This window comes from Actinocrispum sp. NPDC049592, from assembly GCF_040675465.1.
Classification (GTDB): Bacteria; Actinomycetota; Actinomycetes; order Mycobacteriales; family Pseudonocardiaceae; genus Kibdelosporangium.
The window spans coordinates 135,719-149,088 of sequence record NZ_JBFAPA010000021.1 but is presented as its reverse complement, the minus strand read 5'-3'; the positions used below and the strand labels follow the sequence as shown (position 1 = coordinate 149,088).

Below are 13,370 nucleotides of genomic sequence, written 5' to 3'. Positions count from 1 at the left end.
CGACTTCATGACGAGCCAAGCCGACGTCGCGATAGCGGAGCCGGTCGAGCTGGACGACCAGCCGGCCTGGACGCCGCCGACCTGGGACGAGGTCGTTCGCGAGCACGCCGACCGTGTTTACCGGCTCGCCTACCGGCTGACCGGCAACTCCCACGACGCCGAGGACCTGACCCAGGAGACCTTCATCCGGGTGTTCCGGTCGCTCGCGTCGTACAAGCCGGGCACCTTCGAGGGCTGGCTGCACCGCATCACCACGAACCTGTTCCTCGACATGGCGCGCCGCCGGTCCCGGCTGCGCATGGAGGGGCTGCCCGAGGACACCGACCGGCTGGCCGGGGACGACCCGTCGCCGGAGCAGGTGTACTCCGAGACCCACCTCGACCCGGACCTGCAGGCCGCGCTGGACGAGCTGCCCCCGGAGTTCCGGGCCGCGGTCGTGCTGTGCGACGTGGAGGGTCTGTCCTACGAGGAGATCGGCGCCACTCTCGGCGTGAAGCTGGGTACTGTTCGCAGCCGGATCCACCGCGGCCGCCAGGCGCTTCGCGCCTCGCTGGAGCGCCGCCGCGCACTGACCCGGGAGGCGTCCGCATGACCGATCTGCGCGGGTGGAACCTGCCCGAGCAGCACCTGCTGCCGGACGCGATCGTCGCGTTCGTCGACGGGGAGCTTTCCCCCAGTGCCCACGCCCGGGCGATGGCCCACATGCAGGGCTGCCCGAGCTGCGCCACCGAGATCGCGGCGCAGCGGCAGGCCCGCGCGCGGGTGCGCACGGCCACCACGCCGACCGTGCCGCTCGGCCTGCTCGCCGCGTTGCAGGCGATCCCGCAGAACACCGAACTTCCCGAGCTGCCGGACGAGCTCGCGATGACCGCGGACGGCCAGCTCGTGGCCGTCCAGCGCCCGGACCGCGCCGGCCGCGCCGCCAAGACCCCGCTGGGCTCGCAGCCTTTAGGATCCGGGCCGCGCCTGGGACAGGGACCAACCGTTCTGGGCCGCGGCCGTCGGACAGCGCAGGGCGCGGGCGTCGTCGTGTCCGGCCTCATGCTGGGCGCCCTCGCCTTCGTGGCCCCTTCCGGCACACCGGCGGCGAGCACTGACACCCCGCGCGCGCCGCGCTTCCACCACACCGTGCCCGCCGCGGCGCCGGTGCTGGTCGCTCCCGGGGCGATCGTCCGCTAAAAGACCACTCTCGCAAGGCGGGGCCGGGCCGATCATGAGGTCCGGCCCTAAGACTTTCTCCGGTTGGAGCAATCGTCGTGACTGCTGGTCACACGATCTTGGGCAAGAGTGTGATGGCGTCCCACACCATCAGGGAATGGCCGGTCACTGACGGCACCCGCCACACTATGTGAATGGCGTTGACGGAATTGCAGAGCCGCAAACTCGACCGCGCATTCACCCAGGTCGATATCGACGGCAACGGGTACATCGAACGGGAGGACGTTCTCGGGCTCGGTGCCCGCCTCCTGGTCAATTTCGCCGAGGCGCCCACCTCGGCCAAGGGCAGGTTCGTGATCGATCGGTTCAGTGACCTGTGGGATGCGCTGGTCGGCGAACTGGATGTCAACGGCAACGGCCGGCTTTCGCCGGAAGAATACGCCGAGGGAATGCGTGCCGCCTTTATCGAGGGTCCGCATTTCGCCGAGGTTTTCCTGCCCGCGGCCGAGTCGATTGTCGAATTGTGCGACACCGACGGCGACGGCACGATCGAGTTCGCCGAGTTCCAGGCCATGCAGGAGGCGTTCGGCACCGCCACCGAAGATGCCGAGGCCGCGTTCGTCCGGCTCGACCGGGACGTCAGCGGCTCGATCAGCACCGACGAGCTCAGCGAGGCCGTGCGGGCGTACTTCACCGGCGACGACCCTGGCGCCCCAGGGAACTGGCTGTTCGGGCCGCTGCCGGGCCGATGAGCGTTGCCCCGCTGCTGGCCCTGACCTCGGCGGATCCCTGGCTGGCCGCGCCGAGTCGCAGCCACCGCGACGTCCCGGCGGTCGCCGGCGCCGCGCTGCGGTGGGCCCAGCGCAACGGCCTTCGTGACAGCCAGCGGTTCATCGAGTTCGCGAGCCGGGCCTTCCCGGAGACCAGACCGGACCGGGTCGCCTTGTTCGCCGAATGGCTGATCTGGGTGTTCCATTTCGACGACGAACTCGACGAGGGTGCGCTCGGCCGCAATCCCGCGGAGGTCGCACGATTCTGTGCGAACCTCGCCGAATCGGTCCGCTCGCCCAGTGAGAACCCGTTGCAACGCGCGTTCGCCCAATTGTGGAACCGGACCGTCCCTGGAATGAGTGAGGTCTGGCGGCAGCGGTTCGTCGACGATTTCCTGCGTTATGTGCAGGCCATCGAAAAGGAGGCGGAGAACCGGGAGCTGAAACGTGTCCCGGATCTGGCCGGGTATCCGGACCTGCGCCGCTGTATCGCCGGGCCGTTCATGTACGACCTGATGGAACCGGTCATCGGCGTCGAAGTTCCACCGGAGATCGCCGAAACCGATGTCTGGTGGACATTGGTGAACGGCGCCATCGACGTGATCGCCTGGAGCAATGACATAGCCTCACGAGAAAAGGAAACCGCACATGGGGACGTGCACAATTACGTGCTCGTCGCCGCTCACCACCTGGGCCTGGACGACGCCGCGAGCTGCGCGTGGGTGGTGGACCGGATCCAGGAACGCCTGCGGGACATGCACACCGCCGCCCGGCAGCTGCCCGCCCTGCTGCGACCGTTGCCACACAAGCAGGCCCGGGACACCAGCAAGGTCGCGTGCACCCTGCTCGGCGCGCCCCGCGGCCATCTCGACTGGCTGTGCGAGTCACCGCGCTACGCGGCTGACTCACCGGGCTTTCACCAGATCGGGGCGATGCTAGGCGGTGATGAGCCAGCAGCCTGAGCAGGAGCCGCGTCCCGAGTCCGGCGCGGACTCGTCGCCCCCCGACCGACTCGGCCCGCGGCCGTTGCGGCAGCCGCCGGTGGACCCGGCGTCGGCAGCGGTGTTCGGGCGGCCCTCCGGGGTGGACGGTGCGTTCGCGCGGTCGTCCTCGATGAACGGCAGCCACCCGCAGATGCGTTCGGCGCCGCCGCCTGCGGACGCGTTGGTGGACGCGTTCAGCCGGCCGCCGGAGCTGGGCGACGTGCTGCTGCAGCGTCCGCCGGTGGATCAGCAGCCGGACGGGCAGCCGGAGTCGCCGCTGTGGTCTCGTGGCGGCGACCCGTGGCGTGACCCGGGTGCGGGCGCGATGATCGGGCCGCCCGCGGTGGGTGCGCCCGCCGAGGAGGCGGAGAGCAAGCCCAAGCTGGGGCGCGGCTACCAGTTGAGCGTTCCTGAGCTGCTGTTCGGGCGCCGGGTCAAGCCGACCGCGTTGATCGTGCTGGCCGTGGTGGTGCTGGTGATCGCGGCCGCAGGTGGCGGTGTCGGCTGGTGGATCGCGCAGGCGGGCAACGACCTGACCAGCGACGTCAGCCTGGTGCCGGTGGACCAGAACGCCAGCCCGGACCGGTCCGCCGACTCGATCGCCGGGGTCGCCAAGCGGGTGGCGCCCGCGGTGGTGTCCATCGAGTTCCGCAACGACCAGACCGGCGGTGTCGGTTCCGGCGCGGTGATCGACGGCCAGGGCTACATCATCACGAACAACCACGTCGTCGAGTCGGTCGCCAAGGACCCGACGATGAAGATGACCGCGGTGTTCCAGGACGGCAGCCGCGCGGACGCCAAGATCGTCGGCCGCGACCCCAAGACCGACCTGGCGGTGATCAAGGTGACCGTGAACAACCCGACGGTCCTGCAGTTCGGCAACTCCGACCAGCTCGCCGTCGGCGACCCGGTCGTGGCCGTCGGCTCGCCGCTGGGCCTGTCCAACACATTCACCCAGGGCATCGTCAGCGCCCTGCACCGGCCGCGGCTGCTGCCCGGCAACGGCGGCGATCCGCCCGTCGCGTACGACGCCATCCAGACCGACGCCGCGATCAACCACGGCAACTCCGGTGGCCCGCTGGTGGACATCCACGGCGCCCTGGTCGGGATCAACTCGTTCATCGTGGCGCCGAGCGAGGACGGCGGCTCGATCGGCCTCGGGTTCGCCATCCCGGCCAACGACGCCCGCGTGATCGCCGAGTCGCTGATCAAGACCGGGCAGGTCAAGCACGCCGAGATCGGTGTGAACGCGGTCACCGACGTCAGCGCGGGCAGCTCCCAGGGCGCGCGTGCCGCGAACGTCGCCGACAACGGTGCCGCGGCCAAGGCGGGCATCAAGGAGGGCGACGTGATCATCAAGGTCGGCAACCGCATCGTGCGCAACTCGGCGGAGCTGACCGTGGCCGTGCGCGCGAACAGGATCGGCGACACGGTCCCGGTCGTGCTGGTGCGGGATGGCCGGGAGATGACAATCAACGTGGTCCTGCAGTCCGACTGAAGTCGGTAAGCTGGGCGGGGGCGACTGCGGAGGTTGAGCGATGTTCGACAGCATTGGCTGGGGCGAGATCCTGGTCCTGTTGCTGGCCGGTCTGTTCATCCTCGGCCCGGAGCGCCTGCCCGGCGCCGCGGCGTGGCTCGGGCGCAGCATCCGCAAGGTCCGCGAGTTCGCCACCGGCGCGCGTGACCAGCTGCGCAACGAGATGGGCCCCGAGTTCGACGAGCTGCGCAAACCCCTGGAAAACCTCCGCGAGCTGCGCAACTTCGACCCCAAACGCATGGTCACCCAGCACCTGTTCAACGACGAGCCGGCCAACGGCACCAAACCCAACGGCTACACCCCTCCACCCGCCGCGCCCACCACCCAGCCCCCGCTGAGCCCCGGCGAAAAACCCCCCTTCGACCCCGACGCCACCTGACCGGCGGCCGTCAAAGGCCCTCCATCATCCGGCGGAGCCCCACCGCGCTGAAGGCCGCCTGAGCGGCCCCCGAACCGCCTCGCCTACCCTCCGCCATCCCGCCGAACCCAGCCACGCCGAAGACCACCGTCCGGGCCACTCATCTGCTGCGCACCGCAGCCATCGTCCCGGCGGAGCCGCTGGAGGCCGCCGGATCGGCTATCCGATCGCCGAGCCCAGGCGCCGCATCTGTGCGGAGGAGCAGCCCGGCGGTCGGCATCCGCTTCGGTCAGGGCTGTGGCCGACTCTTCCCATCCTGCGAGCCCGGCCATCCCGCCGGTAGATCGATCACGCGGCGACGCACGCCAGCTGCTGCCGCAGGCCCTCCGCGGCCATGGTGCGGCACTGTTCGACGTACAGCCCCAGCGCCTGCCGCCAGGTCCGCTCGGCCTCGGCCTTGTGCCCAAGCGCGCAGTGCAGGCGGCCGAGGTGTTCCAAGGTCTCGGCCTCCTCGTACCGCGCGCCCAGTTGCTGGCACAGCACCAGCGCGTCCCGGTAGAACCGCATCGCCTCGGCCGGCGTTCCGGATCGGTGCGCGATCAGGCCGAGGCTGGTCAGTGCGGAGGCCCGGCCTTGGCGGTTGTCGTTTTCGGTGAACAGCGCCAGGGCCTGCTCGCAGGCGGGGCGGGCGTTGGCCAGGTCGCCGAGCATGGCGCGGTGCCAGCCGATCCGGTTGAGCGCCTCGGCCTCCCAGACCGGGTTTCCCATGGGGCTGAACAACTTCAGCGAACGGCTGGCGTGGTCGAGAGCGATCTCCGAGTCGGATGTGAGCCAGCTGAGGTCGTAGTGGGTCCGTGCCTCGCCGACGCGGTCGCCGATCTCGCGGGTCAGCACGAGGGCCCAGCGTAGGTGTTCCTTGGCCTCGGCGGTCAGCCCCGCACGGATGGCGGTCTGGCCGAGCAGCCGGTGCGCGAGGGCCTGTGCCGGGAGGTCGAGGCGTTGGGCGGCGGCCAGAGCGGCGCGCCAGGTGGTGAGCTGCTCGTGGATACGCCCGCGCCGCCACAAGTACCCGTGCAGCACCCAGGCAAGCTCCCACACGAGGGGGTCCCAGCGGTGCTGTGAAGCTGTGGCCTGTGCTGCGAGTAGACACGGGAGTTCCGCGTCGAACCACGCCATGGCATCGGTGTCTGTAGCGAACTGGGGTACTGCGTAAGACGGGCCGCAGATGGTGATGGGGTAGCGGTGGGGGAACAGCACGCGCTCACCGACGTGCGCCGCGTGCACGTAGTACGACACCAGGTTGCGCACTGCGTCTAGACACGTGCCCTGTTCCGCCGCATACAGCCGTACAAGGTCGTGCATGCGGTAGCGCCCGGGTGCGTACTGCTGCACAAGGTGCGCGTTAGACAGGTCCTGTAGGACTTCGCGGGCTACGGGCTCTGGTAGGTCGGTCAACGCGGCTGCCGCAGGCAAGGTGATGCTCGGTCCGGGGATGTGGCCCAATGCGCCGAACACGCGGGCCGCCTGCTCCGGAAGTGCCTGGTACGACCAGGACATCACCGAACGCAGGTTCGCGGACAGCTCGCCGCCATTGAGGACATCCAGCCTGCTGTCCTCGAGTTCCTGCGCCAACGACTCCAGCCGGAACTCGGGATGCATCGTCGCCCGCGCTGCCACAATTCCCAACGCCAACGGCAGTCCCGCGCACTGATACATGAGCTGGGCGACTGCTATGGGTTCGTCGGCCATACGGCGACTGCCAATGTGGCCCGCCAGTAGCTCGTACGCCTCTTCGTCGTCGAGAACGTCCAACTCGACCGGACGTGCACCGTAGCCCACGACGAGTCCCGTCAGCCTGTGGCGCGACGTCACCAACACAGTGCACGTAGAACTGCCGGGCAGCAACGGTATGACCTGTGAGCTGTCCACCGCGTTGTCGAGCAGGATCAGCATTCGCTTGGTGGACACCATGCTCCGGTACAACGCCGTCATCGCGTCCAGGTCCACAGGGATGCTAGTAACCCCTAACCCATCTAACAGCCCACGAACCGCTGTATGCACCGGCGTCGGCGCCCCAGACGGGTCAAACCCCCGCAGGTTCACATACAACTGACCATCCGGGAACTCATCCAACCGGTCCTTCGCCCACCTCAACGCCAGCCACGTCTTCCCGATCCCACCCATCCCACTGATCGCCGAGATGCCCATTGTGGACAGTTGGGCCAGCGCGGTCCGGCGCCCGGCGAAGAACGGCGGGATCGAAGGAAGCTGCCGCGGCACGGACAGGTTCTGCTGCAGTGGAACGGGTTTTGCCGCTCCAGGCAGCCTGATCCACGCTGGCACGGTCGTCTCCTTGACCGTGACCGTCTCCGGACGGTAGGTCTCCGGGTGGCTCGCTGGGTGGTGGCGGATGACATCGGTGAAGAAGTAGTCGGAAGCGATCATCGCCAGCACCGCCCGCGACCCGGCCAGCGCCGCCTTCAACGCGGGCGCATCCGCCAGCCGGAACGCCAGGTTCACCGCCGCCGAAGTCACCCCGTGCCCGTCGTAGTTCACCTCACCTGCATGCAGCGCCAACCGCATCCGGATCTGCTCCTCGGGCCGCCGTCCGCGGTTGTGCGCCTGCAGCTCCTCGACCAACGTCCGGGGCAGATCCACACAGAACCGGGCCTTCGCAATCCCAGGCGGCGCCAGCAGGAACACCCCGTCCCCGCGGTCCTCCTTGCGGCAGACCTCCCACACGATCCCCGCCCGCGCCAATGCCCGACGCAGGACGCGGTACATGCCGTCGCGGATCCGGAGCTGAAGCCGGTTCGTCCGTTGTGGATCGCCAAAGCCCGCCACATCAACGACTACGATCGTGCGGTGCACCGCCGAGCAAGGTCTGGGCCACCACGGGGACGTCATCACGGCGTTCACATGGCGCGCGAGCCAGTTCACGCCGCTGGCCAGCAGTTCTGATGCAGGGTCGCCCTCGGATGCGTACATGGCCGCTCCTCCAACACCCAGATCGGTCTCGGCGCGCCCTCCGGAAGATCGCTGGTGCTAAGTGTTACGTAACACTAGAATAGCAACTACGTTGCTTAATTCTCGGGGACAAATGGGTGCAATTCTGGAGGCTACGTGGCTGGCGGCGTCCCCACCGTTCCCCGGCGGCTGTTAGGCGATGCCATCCGCAGGCTGCGCCAGCAGTCCGGTAAGACCCTTGACGAAGCAGCCGCGGCGATCGACAAGAACCGCGTCCAGCTGATCCGCGTGATCGAGGGCAACGGCCGCATCACCGCCGAGGACCTGGCGACCCTGCTGGACTACCTCGGGGCCGGGGCGAAGGAGAAGCGGGAGCTGCTCGAACTGGGCGTCGAGGCCCGCAAGCGCTCCTCCCGCAGGCGGTACGCCGATGCCCTGCCAAGAGAGTTCGAACGGTTTGCCCAGATCGAGACCCTGGCCACCGAGATCTGGCACTACAGCAAGGGAGTCATTCCCGGTCTGCTGCAGACCGAGGACTATGTGCAGGCGCAGATGTCCATTGGGGACGGTGTGTGGTGGGAGCCGTCCTGGAAGGAGCGTCGCAACCGGATCGACTACCGCCTCAACCGCCAGCGCGAGATGCTTGGTGCCGACCCGCCCAAGGCCCTGCGGTTCATCATCACCGACGACGCCCTGCGGACCGAGATGGGCAGCCCGGAGGTGATGCGGGCACAGTTGGCACACCTGCTGCACGTGATCGACCGCTACCCGAACATCGACATCCGCGTGATCTCGTCGACGGTGCCCGGCAACCCCGCGCCCGAGAGCGGGATGGTCCTGTTCTTCTTCGCCGAACCGTTGCGGCCGATCGGCAACATGCCAGTGTCCTACGGCCCCTCGAACTTCTTTGAAGAGACCCCCGACACGCACAAGATGGCGGTGGCGTTCAACCTGCTTCAAGAACTCGCCATGAGTTCTGCGGAATCGCGATTCATGATCGAGGAGCTGTTGTCGGACGGGTAATTTCCGCACCTTTTTGGCAGGCTTTCGAGAATTTCGGCTGAGACGCCCGCCCGGTCGTCAGACCGAAATTTATGGTGATAAAATCAGAGAATAACCTCGACTGGTCGGACCACTCCTGCGTTATCGTGTGGCAGGTGTCGTTGCGGGGATCGGTCACGTTGCTGCTGGTGGGTGGCGTGGATAGGCAGGTCGCTCACGGGGAACCAATGGTTGGTCTAGACCATTGCGGCTTTGTCCGGCTTATCCTCAACAGGATATTGTCCTATACCTCGTAACATGGCCGCATTTGGGGTGCCCTGAAGTGAAGTCGGAAATCGGGCCAAGCTAATTTGCTCCTCTATCCTTGTTTTCTTGAACGATCTAGGAGCAAGCGGCCATGGCACGAGCCAATGTTTGGTTCACGAGTAGCTTCAGCGGGCCTGGCAGCCCGAACTGCGTGGAAGTGAAGATCACCGCGCAATCTGTGCTCGTGCGGGACACCAAACATCGAGACGGCGGCATGCTCCACATCGGACAGCAGGCGTGGGCCTCGTTCGTCCGGTTGACCGCAGGCCAGTAGGCCCCTGGGGCGGACCCCAGGGGCGCAGCGATCACCTGCCCGCTGGGGTCACCGAAAGCATGCGGCCTGCCAGGCCCCGCGCCCGGACCGTGAGGCGCTTGGCGATGTCCTTGAGCACGACCGACGCGGGTGCCTCAGGCTCCGAAGTTACGAGCGGGGTGCCGGCGTCGCCGCCCTCCCGCAGCCGGGTGTCCAGGGGGACCTGACCCAGCAGGGGGACATCCGAGCCGACGGCGCGGCTCAGCGAAGAGGCCACGGTCTCGCCTCCGCCCGTCCCGAAGATCTCCATCTTGGAACCGTCCGGCATCTGCAGCCACGACATGTTCTCGATGACGCCCGCGATGCGTTGGCGGGTCTGCAAGGCGATCGCCCCGGCGCGCTCGGCCACCTCGGCGGCGGCTTGCTGGGGGGTGGTGACCACCAGGATCTCGGCGTTGGGGATCAGCTGGGCCACCGAGATGGCGATGTCGCCAGTGCCCGGCGGGAGGTCGAGCAGGAGAATGTCGAGGTCGCCCCAGAACACCTCGGCCAGGAACTGCTGGAGGGCACGGTGGAGCATCGGGCCGCGCCACACCACTGGGGTGTTGCCGGGGGTGAACATCCCGATCGAGATCACCTTCACGCCGTTGGCCTGCGGCGGCATGATCATCGACTCGACCCTGGTCGGTTTCCCGGTCGCGCCGAGCATGCGCGGCACCGAGTGGCCGTAGATGTCGGCGTCGACCACGCCGACGGACAGTCCCCGCTCGGCCATGGCCACGGCGAGGTTCACAGTGATGCTGGACTTGCCGACCCCGCCCTTGCCGGAGGCGACGCAGTACACGCGCGTCATCGAGCCCGGCTCGGCGAATGGGATCTTCGGCTCGTCGCCGCGCAGCGACTTGCGCATGGCGGTGCGCTGCTCGTCGTTCATCACGTCCAGCTCGACGCGCACATCGGTCACGCCCTCGACGGCGGACACGGCGGTGGTCACATCGCGCGTGATCTTGTCGCGGAGCGGGCAACCGGCGACCGTCAGGTACACCGCCACGTCAACGGCACCGCCGGGGTGCACGGTGACGTCCTTGACCATGCCGAGGTCGGTGATCGGCCGGTGGATCTCCGGGTCCTGGACGCCCGCGAGCGCCGTACGGACCGCTTCGACAGTTGGTAGCACCTTTCTCATGCTACGGCGGCCAGAACGCGACCAGCCGGGCCGCCCGTACGACAGGGCACTGTGCAGTCACTTGCGCGCGTTCCGTAACATCGGGAAATGTGCCGGAGTTAGCGGCAACCCGGTTGCCCAGCCGAAGCGAAATCGACGCTTGGCGCTCCTTCCTGCGCTCGCACGCGAAGGTCACCCGGTGCCTGGAGGCGGAGCTGCTCGCCGAACAGCGGCTTTCGCTCGGCGCGTACGACGTCCTCGCCCAGCTCGCCGAGGCCGCTGACCAGCGGCTACGCATGGCCGAGCTGGCCGAGGCGGTGCTGCTGTCAAGATCAGGAGTGACCCGGCTGGTCGACCGTCTGGAACGGGCGGGCCTGGTCATCCGGGAACGCGTCGACGGCGACGGCAGAGGCGTGGTCGCACGCCTCACTCCGGCGGGCGCGAACCGCCTCGGCACCGCCGCGAAGACACACCTGGCGGGCGTCGTCCAGCATTTCGTGACGTTGCTGACCGAAGAAGAACTCGCCACCATCGGCGCCCTCTGCGAACGCATAGCCCAAGCCCAGCACTGACCACCATTAGCGGGCTCACCCCAGCACCAGCGCGACCCAGCCTCTGGATGACGCGCCCCTCACCTCTGGGTGATCGGCCGTCAAAACTGTCGGTGGCCTGCGGTAATGTTGAAATTGGGGGAACCCCGGGTCGAGAGCACCGATCTCTCCCTGGAGCGTTGGGCTATCCACAGTCCCGCCGCTCTGTCCACAGGGCCGCTGTTTCAGTACAGCCGTCGCGATCTGGACCATGCCGACCCGTACAGTCTCGTCGGTTAGCGCCGCGCCGACCCGATCTGCACCGTCCGGTTTACGCATAGTCCGGCCGCTGGCCGCAGCCCCGGCACGGCCGACAAGGTGTCGTTTGTGCCGCGGTGGCCGAGCCTTCCTGTGGCCGCGCAGTCCGGAATCCACGCAGTCCGGAATCGTCGCGCGATCCGTGTGGCTGACCCTCTCGCGGATTCCGGAATCGCGCCGGAGCCACCGTCAGTTCGCTCGGTCCTGCCAGGCGGGGTTGTCGCGGACACGCTCCGCGGTCGCGCGGGTGGTGCGGGGTTTGACGTGGAGGTCTTTGCGGAGTTGGTCGAGTTCGCCGCGGAGGTAGTCGCGGGTGGCGACTTCGCCGACGGCGATGCGGAGGGCGGCGAGTTCGCGCGCCAGGTATTCGGTGTCGGCTTTGGTCTGGGCGGCGCGTTGGCGGTCTTCTTCGAGGGAGATGCGGTCGCGGTCGTCCTGGCGGTTCTGGGCCAGCAGGATCAGCGGTGCCGCGTAGGCCGCCTGGGTCGAGAACGCCAGGTTGAGCAGGATGAATGGGTATGGGTCCCAGCGCAGGGACACCGCCGCGAGGTTCAGGCAGATCCAGATCACCACGATGAGGGTCTGCCAGAACAGGAACTTGCCGGTGCCCAGGAACCGGGCCAGGCGTTCGGAGAACCGGCCGAACGCCTCCGGGTCGATCTCGAACCGCAGCCTGCGCGGCCGCCGCGGCTGGTCCAGCCTGCGGCGGGTGGTCACCTCAGGCATCGGCGCTCGCCTCCCACAACCCGTTCTCCCGCCAGCCCTCGGGCAGCAGGTGGTCCAGCACGTCGTCCACGGTCACCGCGCCCAGCAGGTGCTCGCCCTCGTCCACGACCGGCGCGCACACGAGGTTGTACGCCGCGAAGTACCGGGTCACCTCGGCGAGCGATGCGGTCGGCGGCAGTTTCGCCAGCTCGGTGTCGAGGGCACCCGCGACGAGTTCGAACGGGGGTTCACGCAGCAGTCTTTGTAGGTGCACGCAACCGAGGTAGCGGCCGGTTGGCGTCGCGGTGGGCGGCCGGGTCACGAACACCATGCTCGCCAACGCCGGGGTGAGGTCGGGGTTTCGTACGCGCGCCAGGGCTTCCGCGATGGTGGCGTCGTGGCTGAGCACCACGGGTTCGGAGGTCATCAGACCACCCGCGGACTCCGCCGAGTACTCCAGCAGGCGCTTGACCGGCGCCGACTCCTCCGGCTCCATCAGGTCCAGCAGGCGGTTCTTGTCCAGTTCGGACAGTTCCGCCAGCAGGTCAGCCGCGTCGTCCGGGTCCATCGCCTCGAGGATGTCGGCGGCGCGTTCCTCGTCGAGGTGCGCCAGCACGTCCTTCTGGTCCTCTTCGGGCAGTTCCTCGATCACGTCGGCGAGCCGTTCGTCGTCCAGCGCGTCGGCGACCTCGTAGCGGCGTTTGGCCGGCAGGTCCCGCAGCGCGACCGCGACGTCGGCCGCCCGCATGTTCTCGAACGTGGTCAGCAGTTGTTGCGCCCCTTGGGGTTCGGACTCCATGATGCCCGGCCCGCTGACGTCCTCCCACTTGATGACCCGCACCGGCCCGCGCCGCCCGAACCGGCCCAGCCGCTCGCGCACCGCCACCCGGCCGAGCACCCAGTCGCGCGTGCGGGTCGGCTCCATGCCCACGTCCTCGATCACCGCGGTGGTCTCGTCCGCTTCGATCACCACGTGCGCGTCCAATAGCTGGCCCAGCACGCGGATCTCGTTGATGCGCTGGTGGAAATGCCGCATGTTGACCGAACCGGTGGACAACGTCACCGCCGACGGCTCGATCGACGTGACCCGCAGCATCGGCACGAAGATGCGCCGCCGCGTCGCCAGCTCCACCACCACACCGAGCACCCGGGGCGGCTGCCGGTCCGTGCGGAGCCCGGCCACGATGTCGCGGAGCCTGCCGATCTGCTCGCCGTCCGGCCCGAACACCGCCAGACCCGCGAGCTGCGCCGCGAAAACCCTGTTCGTGCCAGCCACGTCCCCAGGCTAGCGGCCACCCGATCACCGCGCCCGGGAGAC

13 protein-coding genes are annotated in these 13,370 nt (G+C 68.3%); 9 read left to right on the top strand and 4 right to left on the bottom strand.

All coding sequences use genetic code 11. From position 1 onward, the window contains the following. Positions 1 to 7 precede the first annotated feature (7 nt). The 6 genes from sigE to tatB all read left to right on the top strand — a co-directional run bounded on the left by sigE (position 8) and on the right by tatB (position 4,827). Complete coding sequence (gene sigE, locus AB0J95_RS40945; protein ID WP_364770471.1) at positions 8 to 592, top strand: RNA polymerase sigma factor SigE; 585 nt, start codon at positions 8 to 10, stop codon at positions 590 to 592. Then, entirely contained in the window at positions 589 to 1,179 is a 591-nt protein-coding gene (locus tag AB0J95_RS40940; RefSeq protein ID WP_364770470.1) for a zf-HC2 domain-containing protein, read from the top strand. The genes sigE and AB0J95_RS40940 overlap by 4 nt, the downstream gene beginning before the upstream one ends. Before the next feature lie 173 nt (positions 1,180 to 1,352). After that, positions 1,353 to 1,910: a hypothetical protein gene (locus AB0J95_RS40935; RefSeq protein WP_364770468.1), complete on the top strand. Its 558-nt coding sequence runs from the start codon at positions 1,353 to 1,355 to the stop codon at positions 1,908 to 1,910. Continuing rightward, positions 1,907 to 2,890 carry a terpene synthase family protein gene (locus tag AB0J95_RS40930; RefSeq protein ID WP_364770466.1) on the top strand — a complete coding sequence of 328 codons (984 nt, stop codon included), beginning with the start codon at positions 1,907 to 1,909 and terminating at the stop codon, positions 2,888 to 2,890. Before AB0J95_RS40935 ends, AB0J95_RS40930 begins: the two co-directional genes overlap by 4 nt. Continuing rightward, the gene (locus AB0J95_RS40925; protein ID WP_364770464.1) at positions 2,874 to 4,409 is read left to right on the top strand and encodes a trypsin-like peptidase domain-containing protein; all 1,536 of its coding nucleotides are present in this window, start codon (positions 2,874 to 2,876) and stop codon (positions 4,407 to 4,409) included. Before AB0J95_RS40930 ends, AB0J95_RS40925 begins: the two co-directional genes overlap by 17 nt. Before the next feature lie 40 nt (positions 4,410 to 4,449). Next, entirely contained in the window at positions 4,450 to 4,827 is a 378-nt protein-coding gene (gene tatB / locus AB0J95_RS40920; RefSeq protein ID WP_364770462.1) for a Sec-independent protein translocase protein TatB, read from the top strand. Between the two features lie 327 nt (positions 4,828 to 5,154). Here tatB and AB0J95_RS40915 read toward each other — a convergent pair whose 3' ends face one another. Beyond that, on the bottom strand, positions 5,155 to 7,794 hold the full coding sequence (locus AB0J95_RS40915) for an NB-ARC domain-containing protein (protein ID WP_364770460.1): 2,640 nt from the start codon (positions 7,792 to 7,794) through the stop codon (positions 5,155 to 5,157). Between the two features lie 135 nt (positions 7,795 to 7,929). On the opposite strand from AB0J95_RS40915, the gene AB0J95_RS40910 reads away from it, so the two are divergent. Both AB0J95_RS40910 and AB0J95_RS40905 read left to right on the top strand, forming a co-directional pair. Beyond that, the gene (locus AB0J95_RS40910; RefSeq protein ID WP_364770458.1) at positions 7,930 to 8,796 is read left to right on the top strand and encodes a helix-turn-helix transcriptional regulator; all 867 of its coding nucleotides are present in this window, start codon (positions 7,930 to 7,932) and stop codon (positions 8,794 to 8,796) included. 376 nt (positions 8,797 to 9,172) lie between these two features. Next, the gene (locus AB0J95_RS40905; protein WP_364770456.1) at positions 9,173 to 9,355 is read left to right on the top strand and encodes a DUF397 domain-containing protein; all 183 of its coding nucleotides are present in this window, start codon (positions 9,173 to 9,175) and stop codon (positions 9,353 to 9,355) included. A 31-nt stretch (positions 9,356 to 9,386) separates the two neighbouring features. On the opposite strand, the gene AB0J95_RS40900 is transcribed toward AB0J95_RS40905, so the two are convergent. Then, positions 9,387 to 10,520 carry a P-loop NTPase gene (locus AB0J95_RS40900; protein WP_364770454.1) on the bottom strand — a complete coding sequence of 378 codons (1,134 nt, stop codon included), beginning with the start codon at positions 10,518 to 10,520 and terminating at the stop codon, positions 9,387 to 9,389. 89 nt (positions 10,521 to 10,609) lie between these two features. On the opposite strand from AB0J95_RS40900, the gene AB0J95_RS40895 reads away from it, so the two are divergent. Next, positions 10,610 to 11,071, top strand: coding sequence for a MarR family transcriptional regulator (locus tag AB0J95_RS40895; protein ID WP_364770452.1), 462 nt, complete (start codon positions 10,610 to 10,612; stop codon positions 11,069 to 11,071). 465 nt (positions 11,072 to 11,536) lie between these two features. On the opposite strand, the gene AB0J95_RS40890 is transcribed toward AB0J95_RS40895, so the two are convergent. Continuing rightward, positions 11,537 to 12,073 carry a DUF1003 domain-containing protein gene (locus AB0J95_RS40890; RefSeq protein WP_364770450.1) on the bottom strand — a complete coding sequence of 179 codons (537 nt, stop codon included), beginning with the start codon at positions 12,071 to 12,073 and terminating at the stop codon, positions 11,537 to 11,539. Further along, positions 12,066 to 13,328 (bottom strand): CBS domain-containing protein, encoded by a 1,263-nt coding sequence (locus tag AB0J95_RS40885; protein ID WP_364770448.1) that lies wholly within the window; start codon positions 13,326 to 13,328, stop codon positions 12,066 to 12,068. Before AB0J95_RS40885 ends, AB0J95_RS40890 begins: the two co-directional genes overlap by 8 nt. Positions 13,329 to 13,370 lie beyond the last annotated feature (42 nt).